Annotated in this window: 18 protein-coding genes and 1 tRNA gene; 17 read left to right on the forward strand and 2 right to left on the reverse strand. The window is 70.3% G+C overall.

Annotated features, from left to right (window positions below):
* Window positions 1-19 precede the first annotated feature (19 nt).
* Entirely contained in the window at window positions 20-358 is a 339-nt protein-coding gene (locus J2S22_RS12345; RefSeq protein ID WP_111356758.1) for a P-II family nitrogen regulator, read from the reverse strand.
* Between the two features lie 385 nt (window positions 359-743).
* Here J2S22_RS12345 and J2S22_RS12350 point away from each other — a divergent pair, with 385 nt between their 5' ends.
* The 8 genes from J2S22_RS12350 to lon all read left to right on the forward strand — a co-directional run bounded on the left by J2S22_RS12350 (window position 744) and on the right by lon (window position 11411).
* On the forward strand, window positions 744-2294 hold the full coding sequence (locus J2S22_RS12350; protein ID WP_272780027.1) for an NAD(P)H-hydrate dehydratase: 1551 nt from the start codon (window positions 744-746) through the stop codon (window positions 2292-2294).
* A gap of 227 nt (window positions 2295-2521) precedes the next feature.
* Window positions 2522-3796, forward strand: a complete 1275-nt coding sequence (locus J2S22_RS12355) for an ATP-binding protein (protein ID WP_272780026.1) — start codon at window positions 2522-2524, stop codon at window positions 3794-3796.
* Window positions 3793-4191 carry a response regulator gene (locus tag J2S22_RS12360; protein ID WP_272780025.1) on the forward strand — a complete coding sequence of 133 codons (399 nt, stop codon included), beginning with the start codon at window positions 3793-3795 and terminating at the stop codon, window positions 4189-4191. Before J2S22_RS12355 ends, J2S22_RS12360 begins: the two co-directional genes overlap by 4 nt.
* A 256-nt stretch (window positions 4192-4447) precedes the next feature.
* Window positions 4448-4532, forward strand: a tRNA-Leu gene (locus tag J2S22_RS12365).
* 88 nt (window positions 4533-4620) lie between these two features.
* Complete coding sequence (gene tig / locus J2S22_RS12370) at window positions 4621-5976, forward strand: trigger factor (protein ID WP_272780024.1); 1356 nt, start codon at window positions 4621-4623, stop codon at window positions 5974-5976.
* 320 nt (window positions 5977-6296) lie between these two features.
* A complete protein-coding gene (gene clpP / locus J2S22_RS12375; protein ID WP_272780023.1) occupies window positions 6297-6926 on the forward strand; it encodes an ATP-dependent Clp endopeptidase proteolytic subunit ClpP in 630 nt (209 codons plus the stop codon).
* A gap of 455 nt (window positions 6927-7381) precedes the next feature.
* Window positions 7382-8650: an ATP-dependent Clp protease ATP-binding subunit ClpX gene (gene clpX, locus J2S22_RS12380; protein WP_272780022.1), complete on the forward strand. Its 1269-nt coding sequence runs from the start codon at window positions 7382-7384 to the stop codon at window positions 8648-8650.
* Window positions 8651-8972: 322 nt separating this feature from the next.
* Window positions 8973-11411, forward strand: a complete 2439-nt coding sequence (gene lon, locus J2S22_RS12385) for an endopeptidase La (protein WP_272780021.1) — start codon at window positions 8973-8975, stop codon at window positions 11409-11411.
* Window positions 11412-11887: 476 nt separating this feature from the next.
* Here lon and J2S22_RS12390 read toward each other — a convergent pair whose 3' ends face one another.
* A complete protein-coding gene (locus J2S22_RS12390; protein WP_272780020.1) occupies window positions 11888-12832 on the reverse strand; it encodes an MBL fold metallo-hydrolase in 945 nt (314 codons plus the stop codon).
* A 243-nt stretch (window positions 12833-13075) separates the two neighbouring features.
* On the opposite strand from J2S22_RS12390, the gene J2S22_RS12395 reads away from it, so the two are divergent.
* The 9 genes from J2S22_RS12395 to J2S22_RS12435 all read left to right on the forward strand — a co-directional run bounded on the left by J2S22_RS12395 (window position 13076) and on the right by J2S22_RS12435 (window position 25323).
* Entirely contained in the window at window positions 13076-14503 is a 1428-nt protein-coding gene (locus J2S22_RS12395; RefSeq protein WP_272780019.1) for an amidase, read from the forward strand.
* Window positions 14500-15702 carry an amidase gene (locus tag J2S22_RS12400; protein ID WP_272780018.1) on the forward strand — a complete coding sequence of 401 codons (1203 nt, stop codon included), beginning with the start codon at window positions 14500-14502 and terminating at the stop codon, window positions 15700-15702. Before J2S22_RS12395 ends, J2S22_RS12400 begins: the two co-directional genes overlap by 4 nt.
* A gap of 271 nt (window positions 15703-15973) precedes the next feature.
* Window positions 15974-16867, forward strand: coding sequence for a LysR family transcriptional regulator (locus J2S22_RS12405; protein WP_272780017.1), 894 nt, complete (start codon window positions 15974-15976; stop codon window positions 16865-16867).
* A gap of 278 nt (window positions 16868-17145) precedes the next feature.
* Window positions 17146-19251, forward strand: coding sequence for a hydantoinase/oxoprolinase family protein (locus tag J2S22_RS12410; RefSeq protein WP_272780016.1), 2106 nt, complete (start codon window positions 17146-17148; stop codon window positions 19249-19251).
* Window positions 19248-21122, forward strand: a complete 1875-nt coding sequence (locus tag J2S22_RS12415; RefSeq protein ID WP_272780015.1) for a hydantoinase B/oxoprolinase family protein — start codon at window positions 19248-19250, stop codon at window positions 21120-21122. Before J2S22_RS12410 ends, J2S22_RS12415 begins: the two co-directional genes overlap by 4 nt.
* Window positions 21123-21166: 44 nt before the next feature.
* On the forward strand, window positions 21167-22261 hold the full coding sequence (gene atzD, locus J2S22_RS12420; protein WP_272780014.1) for a cyanuric acid amidohydrolase: 1095 nt from the start codon (window positions 21167-21169) through the stop codon (window positions 22259-22261).
* 287 nt (window positions 22262-22548) lie between these two features.
* Window positions 22549-23529: an ABC transporter substrate-binding protein gene (locus J2S22_RS12425; RefSeq protein WP_272780013.1), complete on the forward strand. Its 981-nt coding sequence runs from the start codon at window positions 22549-22551 to the stop codon at window positions 23527-23529.
* Window positions 23530-23719: 190 nt separating this feature from the next.
* Window positions 23720-24568, forward strand: a complete 849-nt coding sequence (locus J2S22_RS12430; protein WP_272780012.1) for an ABC transporter ATP-binding protein — start codon at window positions 23720-23722, stop codon at window positions 24566-24568.
* The gene (locus J2S22_RS12435; protein WP_272780011.1) at window positions 24565-25323 is read left to right on the forward strand and encodes an ABC transporter permease; all 759 of its coding nucleotides are present in this window, start codon (window positions 24565-24567) and stop codon (window positions 25321-25323) included. Before J2S22_RS12430 ends, J2S22_RS12435 begins: the two co-directional genes overlap by 4 nt.
* Window positions 25324-25430: the final 107 nt, after the last annotated feature.

Consider the following 25430-nt stretch of genomic DNA (forward strand, 5'->3'; position numbering starts at 1 on the left):
GGTTCGGCCAACCCCGGGTTCAGATGGCGTCCAGTCCGGTCTCTCCGGTTCGGATCCGGATGACCTCCTCGACATTGGAGACGAAGATCTTGCCGTCGCCGATGCGCCCGGTCTGTGCGGCGCGACGGATCGCGTCGATGGCCTTCTCGACCATATCGTCGGCCAGGACAACCTCGATCTTCACCTTGGGAAGGAAGTCGACGACGTACTCGGCCCCGCGATACAGCTCGGTGTGTCCCTTCTGCCGTCCGAAGCCCTTGGCCTCGGTCACGGTGATTCCCTGGAGGCCGACTTCCTGCAAGCCCTCCTTCACCTCGTCGAGCTTGAAGGGCTTAATGATCGCCTCGATCTTCTTCATCTCACCTCGTCTCCCCCGGCCCGCCGGAGGCCGATGCCAGCCGGCCCGCTCCCCCGTTAGCAGGGTCTATGCCAACCGCACCCGGCGACGTTTTCCGCGCCCTCCGCAAGCAATTGACGGCGCCGACCCGGGGTCCGGCCGTGTCGACCCCGGGGTGCGCGCCCAATTCCTGGGCGATCTGCTTATAGAATGTGCAGGTACTGCCCGCCAAGCGTCTCCGACGGGGCCCGGGCGGGGGTCGGACGGTGCCATGGTAGCCTGGCGGCGGCGGTTCGACTCCGTTTCGGGCGGCGTGCTGAAATCTCGCCCATCGACGCTGTCCCGTCATGACGGCGGGCTAAGCCGAAGCTATGATGCGATACCTCCGACGTGTGACGGTCCCGCCATGCCTGCCGCTGCGAGCGCGCTGCTGACCACGGTCGAGATGGGCGAGGCGGATCGCCTGACGATCGCGTCGGGCACGCCCGGCATCGTGCTGATGGAGAACGCCGGCCGGGCCGTCGCCGACGCGGTGGCGCGGCGCGATCCGCCGGGCAGTCGGGTGGCGGTCGTCGCCGGCCCCGGCAACAACGGCGGCGACGGCTTCGTCGCGGCGCGGCTGCTCGCCGAGCGCGGCTTCCGGGTGACGCTGCTGCTGGTCGGGTCCCCCGACAGGCTGAAGGGCGACGCCGCCGCGGCGGCGGCGCGCTGGACCGGGCCGGTCGTGCCGGCCGCGCCGGAGGCTCTCGCCGGCGCCCATGTCGTGGTCGACGCGCTGTTCGGCGCCGGCCTCGACCGGCCCGTGGAGGGCCTGCCCCGGGCGATGATCGAGGCGATGAACGCCGCGGCCGGGCAGGGCGCCCGCGTGGTCGCCGTCGACCTGCCGAGCGGCATCAACGGCACCACCGGCGCCGTGATGGGCGTCGCCGTCACGGCCGAGGAGAGCGTCACGTTCTTCCGCGGCAAGCCGGGCCACTGGCTGCTGCCGGGCCGGCTGCATCGCGGCCGGCTGACCGTCGCCGACATCGGCATCCCGGATGCCGTGCTGGCGACGGTGCGGCCGCGCTGCGTCCTGGTCGACGCGGATTTCGCGCGCGAGGCCGTGCCGGTGCCGCGGCTCGCCGGCCACAAGTACAGCCGCGGCCATGCCGTCGTGGTGTCGGGCGGCGCCTCGACCACCGGCGCGGCGCGGCTGGCGGCCCGGGCGGCGCTGCGGGCCGGGGCGGGGCTGGTCACGCTGGCGTCGCCGCCGGACGCCATGGCCGTCGTCGCCGCCGCGAGCCTCGCCGTGATGGTGCGGGCCGTGGACGGCGCCGCGGCGCTGGCCGACCTCCTCGCCGATGCGCGATTCAACGCCGTGGCGCTCGGCCCGGGACTCGGGGTGGGGGCCGCGACTCGCGACCTGGTGCTCGCGGCGCTCGCGGGGCCGCGCGCCGTGGTGCTCGACGCCGACGCGCTGACCAGCTTTTCGGGCGCTCCCGAGGATTTGTTCGCTGCGCTGCGCAAGCGTGCCGGCCAGGCCACGGTCCTGACTCCGCACGACGGGGAGTTCTCCAGGCTGTTCGGGCACTTGGACGCGGTTCGTGAGGCCCCGTCGAAGCTCGACCGGACGCGGGCCGCGGCCCGCGCCGCGGCGGCCGTGGTGCTGTGCAAGGGGGCCGACACGGTGATCGCGGACCTTGACGGGCGGGCCGCGATCAACACCAATGCGCCGGCCCATCTCGCGACTGCGGGAGCCGGCGATGTGCTCACGGGGATCATCGCCGGCCTGTGCGCCCAGGGGGCCGGCGCCTTCGAGGCGGCCGCGGCCGCCGCATGGCTCCACGGAGCGGCGGCGACCGAGGTCGGACCGGGGCTGATCGCAGAGGATCTTTCCGAAGCCATGCCGAGTGTTTACGCGCGTCTGTTCGACCCGCTCGCGGCCCCTCGGGCCGCCCGCGCGGGAGGGCTCCGATGAGGGGCGCTCGCCCCCGCGGCCCGGCCGCCGCTCCTGTCCGGAGCGTCGGGACGGACCCCGGTCCGGAGCAGAAATCGGTGGCGACACGGACCGTTGGCTCATCCTTGCCATAATTGGTCGGTGGATTCCCTGGTGCGAGGTCTGGGGACCCTCGCCACCGGGGCAAGTCCGGACGTCGTCGGGGGCGACGACCGTTCGGGGGGTAGCTGGGTTTCGGGAGGCGGTGGATGGCCATTCTGCAAACATTGTTGGAGACGGGGGACCAGGTCCCGCACGGCGCCTGCATGGGATGGCGGCCCGAGCTGATCTCGCTCCACGTCGTGTCCGACGTGATCATCGCGGTGTCCTATCTCTCGATACCGATCGTGCTCGCCGTCTTCGTATCGCGACGGCCGGACATGATGTTCGGCTGGGTCGCCTGGGCCTTCGCCATCTTCCTGGTCGCCTGCGGTCTCTCCCATCTCCTCGACATCTGGACGGTCTGGTACCCGCACTTCGCCGCCGAAGGTCTCGTCAAAGCCCTCACCGCCGTCACCTCGCTGGCCACCGCCATCGTCCTCTGGCCGCTCCTCCCCAAGGCCCTGAAGCTTCCCTCCTCCGACGAGCTGCGCCGCGCCGTCGAGGCGCTCCGCCTGCAGATCCGCGAGCGTGATCTCGCCCTCAAGGCGCTGGAGCGCGAGCGCGAGGAGCGCCGCCGCGCCGAGGACATGCTGCGCCAGGCCCAGAAGATGGAGGCGATCGGCCAGCTCACCGCCGGCATCGCCCACGACTTCAACAACCTGATGACCGCCGTGATCGGCAACCTGGAGCGCGCCCGCCGGCTGCTGCCCCAGGACGGCTCCCGCCAGCTCGCCCGGGCGATCCGCGGCGCCGCGCTCGGCGCCGAGCGGGCCGGCGTGCTGACCCACCGCCTGCTCGCCTTCGGCTGCCGCCAGCCGCTCGCCCCCAGCGTCATGAACGTCAACGACGTGCTCGAGCACCTCGCCGACACGCTGCGCCGCACCCTCGGCGGCACCATCCGGGTGGTCTCGAACTTCACCTTCGACCTGTGGCCGACCCGGGTCGACGCCGACGCCCTGGAGAGCGCGATCCTCAATCTCGCGGTCAACGCGCGCGACGCGATGCCGGAGGGAGGCAACCTCGTGATCACCACCCGCAACGTCGCCGCCGGCGACGGCCTGATCGCCGAGCTCGGCCTCGCCGCCGGCGACTACATCGAGATCGGGCTCGCCGACACCGGCATCGGCATGGCCGAGGAGGTGGCGAGCCGCGCCTTCGAGCCGTTCTTCACCACCAAGCCGGTGGGCGAGGGCTCCGGCCTCGGGCTCAGCCAGGCCTACGGCTTCGCCGTGCAGTCGAACGGCACCGCGGTGCTCGACAGCACCCCGGGCGAGGGCACCACGGTCCGGCTCTACCTGCCCCGGGCCCAGGTCCCGGCGGCGTCGGTGGCGACCCGCAGCTTCGCGTCCGGACTTCTGACGAACGCCGCGGCGTGTCCATGAGCCAGCAGCAAGCCATCGGCGGCGTCACCGTCCTGATCGTCGAGGACGAGCCGCTCGTCCTCGACATGATCTCCCAGGAGCTGACCGACCAGGGGTTCGCGGTGCTGGAGGCCGACACCGCCGAGGCGGCGCTGTCGATCATCGAGAGCGGCCAGACCGTCGACGTGCTGTTCACCGACATCCGCCTGCCCGGCGAGATGGACGGCTGGCGGCTCGCCGCCACGGTGCGCGAGCAGAAGCCCGAGCTGCCCGTCATCTACGCCACCGGCTACACGGTCGAGCGCGCCTCCCAGGTGCCCGGCAGCGTGTTCCTCAAGAAGCCCTATCGGCCCTCCGCCATCGCCGAGACGATTCGCAGCCTGATGGGCGGCAACGGCAGCGCCGGCGCCGCCTGACCGGCCGGCCGGGACCGCCGGGCGGCCGCGACGGCCGGGGGCGGGGAGAGCCCCGGGCGCCCCGTGCCGGGCCCCGCATCCCGGGCGCCCCAGGCCGGGCGCCCCGTATCGGGCACCCATGTCGGGCTCCCGCATGGCCCGCGACCGTGCCCTGCGGCACCGCCGGGCAGCCGGTGCCCATTTTTTGTGATGCGCCGGCGGGGGAGCGTGATATAAGCCCGCCCGCTCGGAGGATCGGCAGGCCGAGCGGCCCCAGGCGGGCGTGGCGGAACTGGTAGACGCGACGGATTTAGGTTCCGTTGACGAAAGTCGTGGGGGTTCAAGTCCCTCCGCCCGCACCACGCCGAGGCTCGCTGCCGCCGGACCGACCGGGCGACCGCGCGTGGCGCGCGACCGCCCTTGATTATCACCATACGAGACTGACCCGACATGGATGTGACCCAGACCACCGCCGAAGGGCTGAAGCGCGAATTCAGGGTGGTCGTCCCGGCCGCCGATCTCGAGACCCGGCTGAACGACAGGCTGGTCCGCCTCAAGGACCAGGTCCGGCTGAACGGCTTCCGCCCCGGCAAGGTGCCGGTCGGTCACCTGCGCAAGCTCTACGGCCGCGCCGTGATGGCCGAGGCGATCGAGGAGCTGGTCCGCGAGACCAACGCCAAGATCGTCACCGACAACGGGTTCAAGCTCGCCATGGACCCGCAGGTGAAGATGCCGGAGGACAAGACCGAGCTCGAGGGCGTGGTCGAGGGCAAGTCCGACCTCTCCTACACGGTGGCGCTCGAGGTCGTGCCGGCGATCGATCTCGCCGACTTCAAGGGCATCACCCTGGAGCGCCTGGTCGCCGAGGTGGGCAGCGACGAGATCCAGGAGGCGCTGAAGCGGCTCGCCGACCAGAACCGTCCGTTCACGGCGAAGCCCGAGGGCGCCGCCGCCGAGACCGGCGACCGGGTGACCATCTCGTTCGTCGGCCGCATCGGCGGCGAGCCGTTCGAGGGCGGCACCGGCGAGGACATCCCGCTGACCATCGGCTCCGGCCAGTTCATTCCCGGCTTCGAGGACCAGCTGATCGGCGTCAAGGCGGGCGAGACCCGCACCGTGTCGGTGACGTTCCCGGAGAACTACCTGGCCGAGAAGCTGGCCGGCAAGGCGGCCGAGTTCGAGGTGACGGCCAAGTCCGTCGAGGCGCCCGGCGAGCTGACGCTCGACGACGACTTCGCCAAGAAGCTCGGGCTCGAATCGCTCGCCAAGCTGGAAGAGGCGATCGGCGAGCGGATCAAGGCCGACTTCACCGCCCAGAGCCGCCAGAAGCTCAAGCGCCAGCTGCTCGACAAGCTCGACACGCTGCACAAGTTCGAGCCGCCGCCGAGCCTCGTCGAGGAGGAGTTCAAGGCGGTGTGGGAGACAGTGCTGACCGACCTCAAGTCGCAGAACCGCAGCTTCGCCGACGAGGGCACCGACGAGGAGAAGGCCAAGGCCGAGTATCGCGACATCGCCGACCGGCGGGTCCGCCTCGGCCTGGTGCTGGCCGAGATCGGCGAGAAGAACGGCATCAAGGTCACCGACGACGAGATCTCCCGCGCCATCGTCGAGCGGGCCCGCCAGTACCCGGGCCAGGAGCAGCAGGTGTGGGACTTCTACCGGAAGAATCCGGGCGCGCTCGCCTCGGTGCGGGCGCCGATCTTCGAGGAGAAGGTCGTCGACTACATCCTGGAGCTCGCCACCGTCACCGACCGCACCGTGGCGAAGGACGAGCTGTTCAAGGACGACGAGGCGGCTGCCGCCTGACGCGTCCGGCCGCCGGGGGGCGGACGCCGTCCGCCGGCGCGCCATGCCCGCCCGCGCGGGCCTGTTCGGAGTGGGGGCCGGTCCCGGGCAGGGTCCGGCCTCCGTCGTCCCGCGCCGGGCCTCCGCCGGCCGCCGGGCGGCGTCGCCGGCGGCTCGGCCGCCGGGGCGCGACGCCCCGTAAAGCAAGCCCGCCGACGGTGGCTTGTCGCCGGCGCAACAGGATATATCTGTGACCTGTGCGTCGCACCCGGCGCGCGGTCTCTCGGGCGGGCCTGAGGCGCCGGCCGGCGCCGGCCCGAATCACTGGCAAGGTTGAGCACATGCGCGATCCCGTCGACACCTACATGAACTACCTCGTGCCCATGGTGGTCGAGCAGACCAACCGGGGCGAGCGCGCCTACGACATCTATTCGCGCCTCCTCAAGGAGCGCATCATCTTCGTCACCGGCGTGGTCGAGGACGGGATGGCGACCCTGATCGTCGCCCAGCTGCTCTTCCTGGAGGCCGAGAACCCCAAGAAAGAGATCGCCATGTACATCAACTCGCCGGGCGGGGTGGTGACGGCGGGTCTCGCCATCTACGACACGATGCAGTTCATCCGTCCGGCGGTGTCGACCCTGTGCACCGGCCAGGCCGCGTCGATGGGCTCGCTGCTGCTCTGCGCCGGCCGCAAGGACATGCGCTTCGCCCTGCCGAACGCCCGCATCATGGTCCACCAGCCGTCCGGCGGCTTCCAGGGCCAGGCCACCGACATCATGATCCACGCCCAGGAGATCCTGAACCTCCGCAAGCGGCTGAACGAGATCTACGTCAAGCACACCGGCCAGCCGATCAAGAAGATCGAGGAGGCGCTGGAGCGCGACCAGTTCTTCACCGCCGAGGGCGCCAAGGAGTTCGGGCTGATCGACACGGTGATCGAGCGCCGCCCCGAGGAGGGCGACAAGATCTGACCGCCGCGGCCCGCCGGCGCGAGGCCGGCGGCGGCCCGGAGGAGGCCACGACTCGCGAGGCCCGGCGGCGCCCGCCGCCGGGGACGGCACGACGGCACGGACCGGCTTCGCTGCGGTGCAGCGCGGGCCGGAGGAAAGGCCCGGCCGGACGCTTCGATTTCGCCACGATTCGGCTTCACGGTCGGTTCCGTGACGCCATGCACAACTGGAATACGTCTTGCATGGAATACCGCCGGAAGGCGGAACCAAGCCCCGGGCGCCCGGCTTCGTATCGTTAGTGGAATCTTGATTGTGCGGGCCGTAGCGTGCTTCGTTAGGTTTACGGGCAGATCGGTCCCTCGATCCTCTGGCGGAAGGTGACGAGTTTGCTAGGTTTCAGGCACGACGGGTCCTCAACGTTACACTCGCTCGTCACCGCGTGCGCGCGGCGGCGGCGGACCTGTGGAGAGTGAAGAATGAGCAAGGTTGGCGGAAGCGACTCCAAGAACACGCTGTACTGCTCGTTCTGCGGCAAGAGCCAGCACGAAGTTCGCAAGCTGATCGCAGGACCGACCGTCTTCATCTGCGACGAGTGCGTCGAGCTGTGCATGGACATCATCCGCGAGGAGAACAAGTCCTCGCTGGTGAAGTCGCGTGACGGCATCCCGACCCCGCGCGAGATCCGCAAGGTGCTGGACGACTACGTCATCGGCCAGGACCACGCCAAGAAGGTCCTGTCGGTCGCCGTCCACAACCACTACAAGCGGCTCAACCACCAGACCAAGCACAACGACGTCGAGCTGGCGAAGTCGAACATCCTGCTGATCGGGCCGACCGGCTCGGGCAAGACGCTGCTCGCCCAGACGCTCGCCCGCATCCTCGACGTGCCGTTCACGATGGCCGACGCGACGACCCTCACCGAGGCCGGCTATGTCGGCGAGGACGTCGAGAACATCATCCTCAAGCTGCTGCAGGCCGCCGACTACAATGTCGAGCGGGCCCAGCGCGGCATCGTCTACATCGACGAGATCGACAAGATCAGCCGCAAGTCGGACAACCCCTCGATCACCCGCGACGTGTCGGGCGAGGGCGTCCAGCAGGCGCTCCTGAAGATCATGGAGGGCACCGTCGCGTCGGTGCCGCCGCAGGGGGGTCGCAAGCATCCGCAGCAGGAGTTCCTGCAGGTCGACACGACCAACATCCTGTTCGTCTGCGGCGGCGCCTTCGCGGGCCTGGAGAAGATCATCTCGGGCCGCGGCCGGACCACGTCGATCGGCTTCGCCGCCAAGGTGATGGCGCCCGAGGACCGCAAGACCGGCGAGATCTTCCGCGAGGTCGAGCCCGAGGATCTGCTCAAGTACGGTCTGATCCCCGAGTTCGTCGGCCGCCTGCCCGTGGTGGCGACGCTCGAGGATCTCGACGAGGCGGCGCTCAAGCGCATCCTGCTCGAGCCGAAGAACGCCCTGGTCAAGCAGTACCAGCGGCTGTTCGAGATGGAGAACATCGACCTCAGCCTCGCCGAGGAGGCGCTCGGCGCGATCGCCCGCAAGGCGATCGAGCGCAAGACCGGCGCCCGCGGCCTGCGCTCGATCATGGAGTCGATCCTGCTCGACACCATGTTCGACCTGCCGAGCCTGGAGGGCGTCGAGGAGGTGGTGATCTCCCGCGAGGTGGTGGAGGGCACCGCCCGGCCGCTCTACATCTACGCCGACCGGGCCGCCGGCGACGCCGGGGCGAGCGCCTGAGCGGCGTAGCCGCGACGAGATCGGGCGCCGGCGCGCGGGGAAGCGCCGGCGGGACGCCGCCGGGACGCATGGCTGGCGAGTGGTTCCCGGGGTCGTGTCGGTTCCTTGACACGCCCCTGCGGGCTCTCCACCTAAGGCGGGCGGGCGTCCGAAAAGTCGAGTGAGGCGTTCGAGCCGATGTCCGGGCAGGGGTCTCGTCCCCGCCGCGGCGCGCAGTCCGAGTCCTGATTACCTGCGCTCCCTTCCCGGTCCACGACACTCCGAAGCGATGCCGCCAGCCGGGTCGTTGCGGAGGGGTTTCCAGAACAACAAGGATCGGACCATGACCACACCTTCCAAGCCGCGCGTGCTGCCCCAGCCCGGGGAGGTCCGGGCCTATCCGGTTCTGCCGCTGCGCGACATCGTGGTGTTCCCGCACATGATCGTGCCGCTCTTCGTGGGGCGCGAGAAATCGATCCGCGCCCTCGAGGAGGTGATGCGGTCCGACTCGTACATCCTGCTCGCGACCCAGAAGAACGCCTCCGACGACGATCCGGCCGCCGACGCGATCTACGAGGTCGGGACGCTCGCCAGCGTGCTGCAGCTCCTCAAGCTCCCGGACGGCACCGTGAAGGTGCTGGTCGAGGGCACGGAGCGCGCCCATGTGGTCCGCTACACCGACCGCAGCGACTACTACGAGGCCGAGGCCGAGGTCCTGGTCGACCATGTCGGCGAGAAGGTCGAGGCCGAGGCGCTGGCCCGCTCGGTGGTGACCGAGTTCGAAGGCTACGTGAAGCTGAACAAGAAGGTGTCGCCCGAGGTGGTCGGCGTCGTCCAGCAGATCGACGACTACGCCAAGCTCGCCGACACGGTGGCCTCGCACCTCGCGGTCAAGATTCCCGACAAGCAGCTGATCCTCGAGACGACGGTGGTGACCGAGCGGCTCGAGAAGGTCCTCAGCCTGATGGAGAGCGAGATCTCCGTCCTGCAGGTGGAAAAGCGCATCCGCACCCGCGTCAAGCGGCAGATGGAGAAGACCCAGCGCGAGTACTACCTCAACGAGCAGATGAAGGCGATCCAGAAGGAGCTGGGCGACGAGGACGGCCGCGACGAGCTGCAGGAGCTCGAGGACAAGATCAAGAAGACCAAGCTCTCGAAGGAAGCGCGGGAGAAGGCGCAGCACGAGCTGAAGAAGCTGCGCCAGATGTCGCCGATGTCCGCCGAGGCGACGGTCGTGCGCAACTATCTCGACTGGCTGCTGTCGATCCCCTGGAACAAGAAGAGCAAGGTCCGCAAGGATCTCGGCGCCGCGCAGGAGGTCCTCGACACCGACCACTACGGCCTCGACAAGGTCAAGGAGCGCATCGTCGAGTACCTGGCCGTGCAGAGCCGCGCCAACAAGCTGACCGGCCCGATCCTGTGCCTCGTCGGCCCGCCCGGCGTCGGCAAGACCTCGCTCGGCAAGTCGATCGCCAAGGCCACGGGACGCGAGTTCGTCCGCGTGTCGCTCGGCGGCGTGCGTGACGAGGCCGAGATCCGCGGCCACCGGCGCACCTATATCGGCTCGATGCCCGGCAAGATCATCCAGTCGATGCGCAAGGCGAAGTCGTCCAACCCGCTGTTCCTCCTCGACGAGGTGGACAAGATGGGCTCGGACTTCCGCGGCGATCCGTCGTCGGCGCTGCTCGAGGTGCTCGACCCCGAGCAGAACGGCACCTTCAACGACCACTACCTGGAGGTCGACTACGATCTCTCCAACGTGATGTTCATCACCACGGCGAACACGCTGAACATCCCGGCGCCGCTGATGGACCGCATGGAGATCATCCGCATCGCCGGCTACACGGAGGACGAGAAGGTCCAGATCGCCCGTCGGCATCTGATCCCGAACGCGCTCTCCAAGCACGGCCTCGACGCGAAGGAATGGTCGATCGACGACGACGCGCTGCTGCTCCTGATCCGGCGCTACACCCGCGAGGCGGGCGTGCGCAACCTGGAGCGCGAGCTGTCGACGCTCGCCCGCAAGGCCGTCAAGGAGCTGATGACCTCGCCGAAGAAGTCGGTCGAGGTGACCACCGCGACGCTCGGCGACTATCTCGGCGTGCCGAAGCACCGTCACGGCGAGATCGAGGAGGAGGATCAGGTCGGCGTCGTCACCGGCCTCGCCTGGACCGACGCCGGCGGCGAGCTCCTCACCATCGAGGGCCTGATGATGCCCGGCCGCGGCAAGATGACCGTGACCGGCAACCTGCGCGACGTGATGAAGGAGTCGATCTCGGCGGCGGCGTCCTACGTCCGCTCGCGGGCGATCGCCTTCGGCATCGAGCCGCCGCTGTTCGAGAAGCGCGACATCCACGTCCACGTGCCGGAGGGGGCGACCCCGAAGGACGGGCCGTCGGCCGGCGTCGCCATGGTGACGGCCATCATCTCGGTGATGACCGGCATCCCGGTCCGCCGCGACGTCGCGATGACGGGCGAGATCACGCTGCGCGGTCGGGTGCTGCCGATCGGCGGCCTCAAGGAGAAGCTGCTCGCCGCGCTGCGCGGCGGCATCAAGACGGTGCTGATCCCGGAGGAGAACGCCAAGGATCTCGTCGACATTCCCGAGAACGTGAAGAGCGAGCTCGAGATCGTTCCGGTGACCCGGATGGACGAGGTGCTGGCGCGGGCGCTCACCCGCGTGCCGGAGCCGATCGAGTGGGACGACAAGGCCCACCCGCCGACCCCGGCGCCGGCCGACGCCGCCGCCGAGGACGAGGCCTCGGCCCTCACGGCGCACTGACCCGGGCGCCGGCCAGGCCGGCGATCGCGGTGCGGGCCTTCGACCCACCCAGACGAAAAGCGGCGCCCCCGGGCGCCGCTTTTTTTGTCGGCGGAGAGGGCGACATCGACGGGATCGGGCATCGACCCGTCATCCTGGGGCGCCCGGGCCCCGGCTTCGGTCGGCCCGAGCACATGTCGTCCGCCTGGGCGAGGGCTTCGCAGAATTCGTCATTCCGGGGCGCGCCACCCGGGTCGGCGCTTCGCGCCGCCCGAGTGCAGGCTCCGGCGCGAACCCGGAATCCAGCTCCGAACTCGGCATTCTGGGCTGGAGTCCGGGTCCGGCGCTCCGCGCCGGCCCGGAACGACCGGAATATGCAAAGCCCTCGCCTGCGCGGACGACGACGATCGAGAGGCTGGCCCCGCGATCGTCTCTTGCGCCCGAGGGGACGAGCCCGGCACGACGGACCGGGCGGGCGGGAGGCTGCCGGCGTCCGGTCACCCGTGGCGCTTGCCGCGCAGGTAGCGGTAGGCGCTGCGGACGTCGGCCCCGATCCATTCGGCGTAGCGCGGCAGCTTCTCGAAGCGGGGCAGGCGGACGTCGCGCGCCGCCTGCTCCTCCGAGGCGCCGGCCCGGATCGCCGTCGCCACCGCGTCGCGCAGGGCGGTGAGCAGGTCGCGGAAGCGGGCGAGGTCGCGCAGCGTGCCGGGCGGGCCGTGGCCCGGGATCACGGTCTCGATCTCGAACGAGAGCACGCAGTCGAGCACCCGGATCCAGCCGTCGAGGTCGCAGTCGCCGAGCCACGGGAAGCGGCCGTGGAAGAACAGGTCGCCGAGGAACACGACCCTGGCGTGCTCGAGATGCACGACCACGTCGCCGTCGCAGTGCGCCGGGCCGAAATAGCACAGCCGCACCACCTCCTCGGGCAGGTGGAAGGCGAAGCGGTCCGAGAAGGTGTGGGTCGGCGGCACGATGGTGATGCGCTCGTAGCCGGGCTCCGACAGCCGCCGCCCGGCCTCGGCGCGCGCCGGCGGATCGTCGGCGACCAGCTCGGAGAAGGTCTCGCCGTAGCACAGCGCCGACTTTGTCGGCAGGTCGGTCACGGTCCAGCCCTGGCCGCCATTGGCGCCGAGCAGGGCCGCGAAGGCCTCGGCGGTGCGCTCGTGCGCGACGATCGGCACGCTGCCGGCGAACACGCCGTTCCCGGCCACGTGATCGAGGTGGTAGTGCGTGTTGACCACGGCGCGCACCGGCTTGCCGAGCTGCTCGGCGAGCGCGGCCCGGAAGGCGCGGGCGAGGCTTTCGTTCTGCTGGGTGTCGACGACGAGCAGCGAGTCGCCGGTGTCGATGGCGCCGGCGTTGGATTCGCCGTCGGCGCCGAGCCACACATAGGCGCCGGCACCGACCGGCTGGAGCTGGGACTCTGGCGTGGGAGGCTTCATCGGGGATTTCGTCACATCGGGGGATCGTGGCGCCCGATCCGTCCGGCGCGCGGCCTGGACGGTCGGCGACAGCCCGAGTGTATGATCGGCGGGCGCGATTTGTCCAAGTCGGTTTACATACGGAGTGACCAGCGCGCCGACCAGTGTGCCCGGACGAGCACGGTTTTTGCATGCTGGCGGGCGCGCTGCTAAGCAGGGCCGAGGGGGCCGCCCGGCCGCCGTGTCTCGAGGCTGTTCACGATCATGTCCGTTTCGTCCGCCGAGGATCTCGCCCGGCTCGACGCCGTCGCGCTCGCCGCCGCCATCCGCTCCCGCAAGGTGTCGCCCCGCGAGGTCGTCGAGGCCGTCATCGACCGCATCGAGCGGCGCGACGGCCCGATCAATTCCGTCTGCACCATCGCGCGCGAGCAGGCCCGCCAGGCGGCGCTCGCCGCCGAGGCCGCCGTGATGCAGGGCGCGCCGCTGGGGCCGCTGCACGGCGTGCCGGTCGGCATCAAGGACGTCACCCCGACGGCCGGCATCCGCACCACCTTCGGGTCCAAGCTGTACGAGACCAACGTCCCGGCCGCCGACGCCGAGGTGGTCCGCCGCCTCAAGGCGGCCGGCGCCATCGTGGTCGCCAAGACCAACACGCCGGAGTTCGCGGCCGGCGCCAACACGTTCAACGAGGTGTTCGGCGTCACCCGCAATCCCTGGGACACGCGCCTCTCCGCCGGCGGCTCGACCGGCGGCGGCGCCGCGGCGCTCGCCGCCGGCCTGTTTCCGCTCGCCGAGGGCACCGACTTCGGCGGCTCGCTGCGGGTGCCGGCGTCGTTCTGCGGCGTCGTCGGCCTGCGCCCGACGCCGGGCCTGACGCCGATGCGGCCCTCCGCGCTGCCGTGGGATTCGCTGCGCGTCTCCGGCCCGATGGCGCGCTCCGCCGTCGAGGTCGCGATGATGATGGAGGCGATCGCCGGGCCCTGCGCCCAGTCGCCGGTCTCGCTGCCGGTGACGCTCGACGGCCTGGTCGACAAGGTCCGGTCCTTCTCGGTGAAGGGCCTCAGGGTCGGCTATGTCGACGACGTCTCGGGCGTCGGCATCGAGGACGGCATCGCCTCGCTGTGCCGCCGCACCGCCCAGAAGCTCGCCGAGGCGGGCGCCGTCGTCGAGGAGACGGTGCTGGATCTCGCCGAAGGCTGCGAGGCCTTCCCGGTGCTGCGCGGCGCCGCCGTGCTGCTCACCCACCGGTCGCGCATCGACCAGATCGAGCGGCTGGGCAAGAACCTCGCCGGCAACATCAAGTACGGCCAGTCGCTGACGCTCGCCCAGGTGGTGGAGGCCGAGGCGGCGCGGGCCCGGCTGTGGGAGCGCACCTGCGCCTTCTTCCAGCGCTTCGACGTGCTGCTGACGCCCTGCGTGCCGGTGCCGCCGTTCCCGGTCGAGCAGAACCATCCGACCCATATCGGCGGCCGGCCGATGCGGAGCTACATCGACTGGATCGCGCCGACCTACGTGCTCACCCTGGTCGGCGTGCCCACCGCCTCGGTGCCGGCCGGCCTCGACGGCCACGGCCTGCCGGTCGGCCTGCAGGTCGCCGCGCCGCGCCTCGCCGAGGCGACCGTGCTGGGCGTCGCCCGCGCCGTCCAGGAGCTCGTTCCGACCCCCACCATCGCGCCCGGATTCGCCGCATGACCGACGCCGCCTCGTTCTCGGATCCTCACAACGCGTTCTGTCACGACGTGTCGGTGCGCCTCGACGGCCGGCCCGGCGGCCCGCTCGACGGGCTGACCTTCGGGGCCAAGGACCTCTTCCACGTGAAGGGCGTCCGCACCGGCGGCGGCAATTTCGACTGGCGCGACAGCCACCCGCCGGCCGAGGAGACGGCGTGGGCGATCGAGACGCTGGTCGCCGCCGGCGCCACCATGATCGGCAAGACCATCACGGACGAGATCTCGCGCGGCATCTTCGGCGAGAGCGCGTTCTACGGCACGCCGACCAACCCGCGCGCGCCCGGCCGCATCCCGGGCGGCTCGTCGAGCGGCTCGGCCGCGGCGGTCGCCGGCGGCACCGTGCCGTTCGCCATCGGCACCGACACGGCCGGCTCGGTGCGGGTCCCGTCGTCGTTCTGCGGCCTCTACGGCATCCGCACCACCCACGGCCGCGTGCCGGTCGCCGGGATGCTGCCGCAGGCCCCGAGCTTCGACACGGTCGGCTGGATGGCCGACGACGCCGAGGTGTTCGCCCGCGTCTCCGCCGTGCTGCTGGAGTCGTCGATCGCGGCGGCGCGGCCGACGCGCATCTTCGTCGCCGAGGACGCGCTGGCGGTCGCCGAGCCGGCCACCGCCGCGGCCGTCGAGGCGGCGCTGATCAAGGCCTTCGGCGACGGCACCGCGATCGAGCGGGTGCGCCTGTCGCCGACCGGGCTCGCCGACTGGTCGTCGCACCAGGCGATGCTGCAGGGCCGCGAGGCCTGGACGACGTTCGGCGAGTGGATCGACGGCACCAATCCGCGCTTCAGCTTCGAGGTCGCCGACAATTTTTTGCGCGGCATCAAGGCGAGCCCCGAGGAGCTGGCGGTCGCGCGCGAGACGCGGGAGCAGGTGCGCGAGCGCGTCCACACGCTGCTCGCCGACGGCAGCCTGATCGCCCTGCCGACGACGCCGTTCCCGGCGCCGCCCGCCGGGCAGAAGCGCTCCACCATGTGGGGGCTGCGCACCGGCATCATCGCGCTCACCGCGGTCTCCGGCATGGCCGGCACGCCGCAGGTGACGATGCCGTTCGCGGCGGTCGACGGCCTGCCGGTCGGCCTGTCGCTGATCGGCGCGCCGGGCACCGACGAGCGCCTGGTCGGCGCCGCGCTCGACGCGGCGCGGCGGGGGGCTCGGGTCTGAGCCTCGTGGAGAGCGGGTGAGGACCTTGTTCCGGCACTCCGCTCGACTGCACGACCTCTCGATCGTCGTCGTCCGCGCAGGCGGACGACCCAGTATCCATCGGACTGCGCTGTTTCACTCGAAAAGCTGCGGCGTACTGGGTGCTCCGCCTTCGCGGAGCACGACGGAGGAGAGGCTTCGGATTTCATAGTGGCGCCTATGCGCCTGCGCGGGCACGAGCGGAGAAGTCGGGCGGCGTCCGCGAAACGGTCCGGGGCGTGAGGACATCGCGATGGAGCTCCGTCAGATCCGCTACGCGCTGAGCGTCGCCCGCGAGCGCAGCTTCACCCGCGCCGCCGAGCGGCTGAACGTGTCGCAGTCGGCGGTGAGCGAGCAGGTGCGGCTCCTGGAGGAGAGCATCGGATTCTCGCTGTTCCGCCGGACGCCGCGCGGCATCGAGGTGACCGAGGCCGGCCGCACCTTCTTCTACGAGGCCGAGCGCGTCGTCGGCGACTTCGACAGCCTCGGCGACATCGCCCGGCGGCTCAAGCGCGCGCCGTCGGAGACCTTCACGCTGGCCATGGGCTCCGGCATGGCCCAGATCGTGATCCCGAAGCTGTTCCGCGACGTGCCCGACCAGCTCCGCACCGTGCGGCTGGACATCCTCACGGCGCCGACCCGGACCATCTTCGAGCTGCTCGCCGAGGAGAAGATCGACGCCGGCCTCGCGATCGAGTCCGATCCCGAGCACGTGCCGCCCGGCATCGTGTTCGAGCCGCTCGCCGAGGCCGAGCTGACCCTGATCGCGCATCCCTCGCACCCGCTCGCCCGCGGCACCCGCGCCGTCGACCTCGGCCGGCTGGTGCTGGAGCCGATCGTGATGAGCGAGCTGTCGGTCGGCTACGGCCGCGTCGTCCACGCGATGTTCGCCGAGCTCGGCATCCGCCCCAACATCCTCGCCGTCGCCGACAACATCGAGACCATCAAGGTGATCGTGCAGTCGGGCAGGGGGCTCGCCATCGTGCCGCGCGCCTGCGTCGACGTCGAGGTGGCGCTCGGCGTGCTGCGCGCCCTGCCGATCGCCCCGCCCCGCAACATCCGCATGAACCTCTACCGCCGCCGCCAGGCCCTGTCGCGCCGCAAGGAGAGCCACTTCGCCGTGGTCAAGGCGGCGCTGGTGGGGTGAGGCCGCCCGTCATTCCGGGGCGCGCCGAAGGCGCGAACCCGGAATCCAGCGGCAACCGCGGTGCATGGCGCTGGATTCCGGGTCCACGCGCTGGCGCGCGCGGCCCGGAATGACGGAGGATGCGGTCACCACGGCCAATGTCACGTCAACACGCGCCATCGGTTTTTCCGATAATGGCTTCGCCAATCCCGCTTGGACAAGGACATCTGCGCTTCGCATAGTTTCGCTGTCGGACCTCGCGCCCGTGTTCGGGTGCGCGACACAGGAGACGGCCCGCGATGACGCACCGCGCGACTGAGCATGGCGCGACGCACCCACAGCTGCGGATCGGCATCGACACCGGCGGCACCTTCACGGACATCGTCGCGGTCGACGCCGCCTCTGGCGCCATGCGGGTCACCAAGGTCGCCTCGACGCCCAGGAATCCGGCGATCGGCCTGGTGCGCGGCGTGGTCGAGATCCTGAAGGCGGGCGACGCCGGGATCGAGGACGTGGCGGGCCTCGCCCACGGCACCACGGTGGCGACCAACGCGCTCCTGCAGGGCGCCATCGACTCGCTCGGCCTGATCGTCACCGCGGGCTTCCGGCACGTGCTGGAGATCGCCCGCCAGTCGGTGCCGGACGGCTACGGCAATTCGTATTTCTGGGTGAAGCCCGATCGCCTCGTGCCGCTGCACCGCGTGCGCGAGGTCGGCGGCCGCATGGACTTTCTCGGCCGCGAGCTGCGGCCGCTCGACGAGGAGAGCGTGCGCGCCGCGGCGCGCGCCTTCAGGGCCCAGGACGTCCAGGCGATCGGCATCTGCCTGATCCATGCCTATGCCAACCCGGATCACGAGCGCCGCGTCGCCGCGATCGTGGCGGAGGAATATCCCGAGGCGGTGCTGTCGCTCTCCTGCGAGGTGCTGCCGGAGTATCGCGAGTACGAGCGCACCGTCACGACGCTGGTCGACGCCTTCGTGAAGCCGCATGTCGGCCGCTACCTGCGCCGCATCGCCGACGAGCTCGGGCCCGAGCTGCGGCAGGTGCCGTTCCTGGTGATGCAGTCCTCGGGCGGCGTCGCCGGCGCCGAGCAGGTGATGAAGAAGCCGATCACCACGGCGCTCTCCGGCCCGGCCGCCGGCGCGCTCGGCTCCGCCGTGATCGCCGAGATCGCCGGCTTCCCGGATCTGGTGACGCTCGACGCCGGCGGCACCTCGACCGACCTCTGCCTGATCGAGGGCGGCCGGCCGAGCGTCACCAATGGCGGCTCGGTCGGCCCGTTCCCGGTGCGGCTGCCGATGATCGACATCAAGACCATCGGCACCGGCGGCGGCTCGATCGCGTGGATCTCGCGCGAGGGCCATCTGAAGGTCGGGCCGAAGTCGGCCGGCGCCGATCCGGGGCCGATGTGCTACCCGAACGGCGGCAGCGAGCCGACCATCACGGACGCCAATCTGGTGCTCGGCCGCATCCCGCCGGCGCTGATCGGCGGCGGCATTCCGCTCGACCGCGCGCGGGCGCGCGCCGGTCTCGCGGCCCTCGCCGCACGGTTGCCCGGCGACATGACGCCCGAGCGCCTCGCCGAGGGCATCGTCGAGATCGCCAACTGGAACCAGGCCAACGCCATCCGCCAGATGACCATCCAGCGCGGCATCGATCCGCGCGACTTCGCGCTGCTGTCGTTCGGCGGATCGGGGCCGGCGCAGTCGCCCGCCGTGATGGCGCTGATCGGCATGAAGGCCTGCATCGTGCCGCCGAACCCCGGCAACCTCTCGGCCTTCGGCCTGCTGGCGGTCGACTGGCGCACCGATCACCTCGTCACCCGGGTGATGCCCGAGCGCGCGATCGACGTCGCGGCGCTCGCCGCGATTTACGAGGGGCTCGATGAGGACGCGCGACGAACGCTGGAGCGCGACGGCATCCCGGCGGACCGCGTGCGGCTCGTGCGCGAGGCGGATCTCCGCTATGCCGGCCAGTCGATGGAGGTGCGCGTCGTCGCCCCCGCCGGTCCGGTGGACGAGGCCTTCGTGGCCGGCCTGATCGACGCCTTCCACGCCGCGCATCGAAAGACCTTCGGCTACGACTATCGGGGCCGCCAGACGATCGAGCTGGTCAATCTCACGGTGTCGGGCTTCGGCGTGATCGAGCGTCCGGCGATGCCGCGGCTCGCCGCGCGCAGCGGCGCCGCGCCGGCGCCGGCGCGCCGGCCGGTGTGGTTCGACGGCGCCTTCGTCGACACGCCGATCGTTTCCCGTGCCACGCTGGCGCCGGGCGAGACGATCTCCGGCCCGCTGGTGGTCGAGGAGTTCGGCTCCACCACGGTGGTGTTCCCGGGGCAGACGCTCACCGTCGACCCGCACGGGATCCTGATCATTCGCGCCGCGAGCGGGGAGGCCGGACGATGACCATGCAGCCGCGCGACGTGATCTCGAACAAGGCCGTCGTCGATCCGATCGTCCTGCAGATCGTCGAGGGGACCCTCAACTCGATCGAGGCGGAGATCGAGTATGCGATCGAGCGCACGGCGCGCTCGCCGATGATCCGCGAGGCGCACGACTACCGGGTCGGGCTGTTCGACCGGCGTTGCCGCAAGCTCACCGGCCGCTCCTATTCGGCTATGCCCAATGCCGTGGTGCGCGACTTCCCGGTCGAGACCATGCGGCCGGGCGACGTCTATCTGATGAACGACACCTATCTGACCGAGGGCTCGATCGGCCATCTGCCCGATCTGTGCTCGACCGTGCCGGTGTTCCACGACGGCGAGGTGGTGGCGTTCATCCAGGCCTTCGGCCACCACGACGACATCGGCGGCCGGGTGCCGGGCTCGATGCCGGGCACGGCGACCTCGGTGTTCGAGGAAGGCCTCGCCGTGCCGCCGATCAAGTTCTACTCCGAAGGCGTGCGCAACGAGGCGGCCTTCACCATCATCAAGCGCAACACCCGCGTGCCCGAGATGCTGGCGGCCGATCTCGACTCCGAGATGCAGGCCTGCCTGATGGGCGCGCGCCGCATGGCCGAGCTGTTCGAACGCTTCGGCCGCGACACCGTCGAGGCGTGCTTCCAGGCCATCCTGGACAAGTGCCGCGACGTGTTCGCCCGCGAGCTGCTGCCGAAGATCGCCGACGGCGAGTATCTTTGGGAGGACTATGTCGAGCACGACGGCCTGACCGATCCCAAGCTGCACAAGATCGCGCTCAAGCTGACCAAGCGCGGCGAGAAGATCACGCTCGACTTCACCGGCACGGATCCGCAGTCCACCGGGCCGATCAACTGGCCGGCCGACTACGCCGACGGCGCCTTCCTGATCAAGTGGATCGCGCCGATCCTGCGCAACCTCGCCGACACGCCGGAGCGCGCCGCCGAGATCGACGTGAACGAAGGCGTCTGCGAGGTCTTCGACGTGATCTTCCCGCCGAAGGGCACGCTGATCACGCCCGAATGGCCGGCGCCGACCAATGCGCGCAGCTTCGTGCTGCTGCGCTGCCTGTGCCTGCTCGCCGGCACGGTGGCGCAGGCCGTCGACGGCCGCATCCCGGCCGACCAGGAGACGATCAGATACACGGGCTTCTTCGGGCTCGATCGCGACGGCAAGCCGTTCCTGTCGCGCGAGGTGCTCGGCGGCGGCTCGGGCGGACGCTGGTACGCGGATGGAAACGACGCCATCCACATCGTGCCGGACTCGCGCAACCAGCCGGCGGAGTTCACCGAGACGCGCTTTCCACTCCTCGTCGAGAAGCTGGCGCTGCGCACCGACTCCGGCGGCGCCGGCTTCCGCCGCGGCGGGCTCGGCTACGAGAAGCATTATCGCGCGCTGGTCGACTGCCGGACCATCGTGACGGCCGACCGGGTGCGGCTCGGCTGCTGGGGCGTCAAGGGCGGCCAGGCCGGCCAGCCCTTCTGCGTCACGGTCGACATCGAGGGCGAGGCGAAGACGCTCGGCGGGCTGGTCGACGGCGAGCCGGTGAAGGCCGGGCAGGTGGTCCGCGTCGTCACCACGGGCGGCGGCGGCTGGGGCGACCCGCTTTCGCGCGAGCCGGAGCTGGTGGCCCGCGACGTGACGGAAGGCCGCGTCTCGCCCGTGGCGGCGCGCGAGGACTACGGCGTGGTCCTGAGCATCGGCCCGGACGGCGTTGCGGCTGCCGATACGGCCGCCACCGCCGCACTGCGGGATGAAATCAGGTTGCGGCGAACCGCGCCGCTGCCGATGATCGACCGCGGCCCGGGTTTTGCGGCGATGCTGCGCGGCGCGTGCGCGCCATGGACGAGATCGAGCTGAGCAACACGACCGGCGAGACCGGGTCCAACAAGGAGTAGTCCAGGATGGCGATCGAAGTCGCCAAGATCGAGATCAAGAGCGTGCAGGATGCCTCGGGGCTCGAGGCCTGCATCGATGCCGGGCAGTTCACGGCCGACGAGGTGGTCGCGGTGATCGGCAAGACCGAGGGCAACGGCGGCGTGAACGATTTTACGCGCCTCTTGTCCGACCAGGCGTTCCGCCGCGTGCTGCTGAAGAAGGGCAAGCGCAGCGAGGCCGACATCGCCGGCATTCCGATGGTGTGGTCGGGCGGCTGCGACGGCGTCATCACGCCGCACGCGACCGTGTTCGCCCGCACGCCGGCGACCGGCCCGGCCGACAAGGCCCGCCTCGCCATCGGCACCTCGCTCAGCGAGGAGCTGCTGCCCGAGGACATCGGCCGGCCCGCCATGGTCGAGAAGGTGGCGGCCGCCGTGAAGGCCGCGATGCGCGACGCCGGCATCGCCGACCCGAAGGACGTCCACTACGTCCAGACCAAGACGCCGCTCCTCACCATCGAGTCGGTGCGCGACGCCGAGCACCGCGGCCAGACCGTCGCCTGCGAGGTGCACGACTCCATGGGCGTGTCGAACGGCACCACGGCGCTCGGCATCGCGGTGGCGCTCGGCGAGATCACGATGCCCAAGGCGGAGGAGATCTGCCGCAATCTCGATCTCTACTCCTCGGTGGCGTCCTGCTCGTCGGGCGTCGAGCTGACCAGGGCGCAGATCGTGCTGCTCGGCAACAAGCCGGGGGCAGGGGGCCGCTACCGGATCGGGCACGCGGTGATGAAGGACGCGCTCGACATCGACGGCATCTACGACGCCATCCGCGACGCCGGCCTCGACCTGCCGGAGCGGGCCCGCGCCGCGGATCTCGGCGGCCGTCTCGTCAACGTCTTCATCAAGTGCGAGGCGGACCGGCGCGGCACCCTGCGCGGCCGCCGCCAGATCATGCTCGACGATTCCGACGTGCATCACCACCGCCACGCCAAGGGCGCGGTCGGCGGCGTCGCGGCGACGGCGATCGGCGATCCCTGCGTGTTCGTCTCGGTCGACGCCATGCATCAGGGTCCGCACGGCGGCGGCCCGGTGATCGCCATCGTCGACGTGGGGGAGTGAGAACGCGAAGGCGGCCCGCCGGACTCCGTTCGTCCCCGCGCAGGCGGGGACCCGGGGGCCTCACGGCAGAGCGGCTCTGGATCCCCGCTCGCGCGGGGATGAGCGGAGGACGGAGCGGACGCGGAGAACAGATTCGACCGTGCCGGCACATGGCACGGGCCTTGCTTGAAATACACAGTGCCCGGAGCCGGTCCGCCGGCTCCGGGCTCCACAGACCTGAAGTCCCGCCGTCGATCGACCTCGATCAATCGCCAACGATGAGTGCCAGGAACCACGGGAGCCGTCGCATGAAGCATTTCGGAAGGATCGCAGCGGTGGTTGCCGCGATGGCGGCCTGGGGCCTGTCGGGCGCCCCGGCGGTCGCGCAGGACAAGGTGAAGGTCGGCGTGTTTCCGATCTCCTCGTCGCTGCCCTATTTCGTGGCGATCGAGAAGGGCTACTTCAAGAAGCGCAACATCGAGCCCGAGACCATCAAGCTGATGGGCGGGCCGGCCAACGTCGCCGCGCTGATGACCAACCAGATCGAGGTCTCGGCCGTGCTGGTGACGCTTGAGGGCCTCAACGCCAACGTCAAGAAGCCGGGCGTCGCGATGTACATCGCGATGCACAGCCAGACGCCCGAATACAAGATGGAGCAGTTCGTCGTCCGCACCGGGCTCGCCGACAAGGTGAAGACGATCGCCGACCTCAAGGGCCTCAAGCTGATGTCGGCGCCGGGCCCGGCCAACCTCAACACCGCCAAGGGCGTGCTCGCCAAGGTCGGCCTGAAGGACGGCGACTACACGATCGACCAGCTGGACATGGGGCAGCACGTCAACGCCATGAAGGCCGGCACCTTCGACGGCGGCTATACGCTGGAGCCGGGCGCCACCATCATGGAGAAGATGGGCGTCGCCAAGCGGGTCGAGGCCGGGGTGATCTCCACCTACATCCTCGGCAGCCCGAAGGCCGACGCCTTCGCGGCGGGCTGCGCCTTCACGACCGACTTCATCACCAAGCGTCCGGACGTCGCCAAGCGCTTCGCCGAGAGCTGGGCCGAGGCCGTGGACTACATCAAGAAGAACCCGGCCGACGCGCGAAAATATCTCGCCAAGAACACCATGACGCCGGACAACCTCGTCGACGAGGTGCCGATGCTCGGCTACACGATGACCAAGGACATGAGCCCCGAGCAGCTCGGCTACCTGCAGAAGTTCGCCGACTTCGGCACCGCGATCGGCGTCGTCCCCGAGAAGATCGACATCAAGACGGTCGTGAAGGGGTTCTGATGGCGCGGTCGTGACCGTCGCCTCGATCCGTCACCCTGAGGTGCTCGGGCGCAGCCCGAGCCTCGAAGGGCGACGGCCGAGGCGCCCGGGCCGCATCCTTCGAGGCTCGCCCTGCGGGCGAGCACCTCAGGATGACGGGGATGTTTCGAGCCTCGTCGAAATCGACGTAAACGCCGACAGGTCGCCGATCATGGACGCAACCCCCGACACCGTCCGGTCCTCCCCGGCAGATCCGCACGCGGAGGAGTTCCCGTCGACCCCGCCGGTCGGCGGCGCCGGCAAGCGGCCGCACGTCACCATCCGCGGCCTGAGCAAGCGCTTCGGCAGGACCGTCATCTACGACGACTTCGACCTCGACCTGCCGCGCGGCGAGCTGATCTCGGTGTTCGGGCCGAACGGCTGCGGCAAGAGCACGCTGATCAACATGATCGCCGGGCTGATCCCGGTCGATTCCGGCCGCATCCTGTTCGACGGGATGCTGCTCTCGGAGATCAAGTTCGGCTACGTGTTCCAGAACTACCGCGAGGCGCTGTTCCCGTGGATGCGCGCCTTCGACAACATCGCCTATCCGCTCAAGCTGATGAAGGTGCCGGCGGCGGAGCGCAAGGCGAAGACCGAGGCGCTGGTCGAGCGGCTCGGCGTCAAGATCGACCTCTCCATGTATCCCTACCAGATGTCGGGCGGCCAGCAGCAGCTCGTCTCGATCATGCGGTCGCTGGTGGTGGAGCCCGAGATCCTCTTTCTCGACGAGCCGTTCTCGGCGCTCGACTACGAGATGACGCTGTTCATGCGCGAGCAGCTGCAGAAGCTGTTCGTCGAGAGCGGCACCACCATGGTGCTGGTGTCGCACGACCTGGAGGAGGCCGTGTATCTGGCCGACCGGGTGCTGCTGCTGTCGCGCCATCCGGCCCGGGTCGCCGACTTCGTGCCGGTGAACGTGCCGCGCCCGCGCGGCGACGAGACGCTGTCCGATCCGGAGTTCGTCCGCCTCAAGGCGCACTGCCTGGAGGTGTTCCAACGCGAGGTGAGGCGAGGATGATCCGCAGGCTCGATGCGTTCCTGCCGCTGGTCGGCGTCGTCGCGCTGCTCGCCTTCTGGTCGCTGGTCTCGGCGCGCGGCTGGGTCGACCCGGTGCTGCTGCCGTCGCCGGCCGCCACCTTCAAGGCGTTCTGGTCCGGCATGGACGGCGGCGCGCTCGGCTTCGACTTCGTCAAGACCGTCTACCGCACCACCATGGCGACCGTCATCGCCGCCGTGATCGCCATCCCGCTCGGCATCATGTTGGGCTCGTCCGAGCGCCTCTACCGCTCGCTCGAGTTCGTCATCGACTTCTTCCGCTCGACTCCGGCCTCGGCGATGTTCCCGCTGTTCCTGGTGCTGTTCGGGGTGGGCGACGAGACCAAGATCTCGGTCGCCGCCTTCGGCGCCATCCTGGTGATCCTGTTCAACGTCGCCTACGGGGTGATGAACGCGCGAAAGACCCGGCTGCTCGCCGCCAAGGTGATGGGAGCGTCGCGCCTGCGCGTCCTGTTCGACGTGATGCTGCGCGAGTCGCTGCCACAGACCTTCGTCGGCCTGCGCAACGGCGTGTCGCTGGCGCTGGTCATCATCGTGGTCGCCGAGATGTTCATCGGCTCGCAGGACGGGCTCGGCCACAGCGTCTTCGAGGCCCAGCAGCTGTTCGACATGCCCCGCATGTACGCCGCCATCGCGGCCGCCGGGGCGCTCGGCTACGGGCTGAACCTCCTGTTCCTGACCATCGAGCGCCGGTTCGTGCACTGGTCGGGGAAGTAGCTTCCGGTCATTCCGGGACGGCGCGGAGCGCCGGACCCGGAATCCAGTAAGGAATGCCGAGTATGCGGCTGGATTCCGGGTTCGCGCTTACAGCGCGCCCCGGAATG

Origin of the sequence: Rhodoplanes tepidamans (assembly GCF_030813915.1) — a bacterium.
GTDB classification, from domain to species: Bacteria; Pseudomonadota; Alphaproteobacteria; order Rhizobiales; family Xanthobacteraceae; genus Rhodoplanes; species Rhodoplanes tepidamans.

Bases quoted from the DNA above. Each gene is read 5' to 3' on its own strand.
- J2S22_RS12345 (WP_111356758.1), bottom strand. From the start codon at position 358: ATGAAGAAGATCGAGGCGATCATTAAGCCCTTCAAGCTCGACGAGGTG.
- J2S22_RS12350 (WP_272780027.1), top strand. From the start codon at position 744: ATGCCTGCCGCTGCGAGCGCGCTGCTGACCACGGTCGAGATGGGCGAG.
- J2S22_RS12355 (WP_272780026.1), top strand. From the start codon at position 2,522: ATGGCCATTCTGCAAACATTGTTGGAGACGGGGGACCAGGTCCCGCAC.
- J2S22_RS12360 (WP_272780025.1), top strand. From the start codon at position 3,793: ATGAGCCAGCAGCAAGCCATCGGCGGCGTCACCGTCCTGATCGTCGAG.
- tig (WP_272780024.1), top strand. From the start codon at position 4,621: ATGGATGTGACCCAGACCACCGCCGAAGGGCTGAAGCGCGAATTCAGG.
- clpP (WP_272780023.1), top strand. From the start codon at position 6,297: ATGCGCGATCCCGTCGACACCTACATGAACTACCTCGTGCCCATGGTG.
- clpX (WP_272780022.1), top strand. From the start codon at position 7,382: ATGAGCAAGGTTGGCGGAAGCGACTCCAAGAACACGCTGTACTGCTCG.
- lon (WP_272780021.1), top strand. From the start codon at position 8,973: ATGACCACACCTTCCAAGCCGCGCGTGCTGCCCCAGCCCGGGGAGGTC.
- J2S22_RS12390 (WP_272780020.1), bottom strand. From the start codon at position 12,832: ATGAAGCCTCCCACGCCAGAGTCCCAGCTCCAGCCGGTCGGTGCCGGC.
- J2S22_RS12395 (WP_272780019.1), top strand. From the start codon at position 13,076: ATGTCCGTTTCGTCCGCCGAGGATCTCGCCCGGCTCGACGCCGTCGCG.
- J2S22_RS12400 (WP_272780018.1), top strand. From the start codon at position 14,500: ATGACCGACGCCGCCTCGTTCTCGGATCCTCACAACGCGTTCTGTCAC.
- J2S22_RS12405 (WP_272780017.1), top strand. From the start codon at position 15,974: ATGGAGCTCCGTCAGATCCGCTACGCGCTGAGCGTCGCCCGCGAGCGC.
- J2S22_RS12410 (WP_272780016.1), top strand. From the start codon at position 17,146: ATGACGCACCGCGCGACTGAGCATGGCGCGACGCACCCACAGCTGCGG.
- J2S22_RS12415 (WP_272780015.1), top strand. From the start codon at position 19,248: ATGACCATGCAGCCGCGCGACGTGATCTCGAACAAGGCCGTCGTCGAT.
- atzD (WP_272780014.1), top strand. From the start codon at position 21,167: ATGGCGATCGAAGTCGCCAAGATCGAGATCAAGAGCGTGCAGGATGCC.
- J2S22_RS12425 (WP_272780013.1), top strand. From the start codon at position 22,549: ATGAAGCATTTCGGAAGGATCGCAGCGGTGGTTGCCGCGATGGCGGCC.
- J2S22_RS12430 (WP_272780012.1), top strand. From the start codon at position 23,720: ATGGACGCAACCCCCGACACCGTCCGGTCCTCCCCGGCAGATCCGCAC.
- J2S22_RS12435 (WP_272780011.1), top strand. From the start codon at position 24,565: ATGATCCGCAGGCTCGATGCGTTCCTGCCGCTGGTCGGCGTCGTCGCG.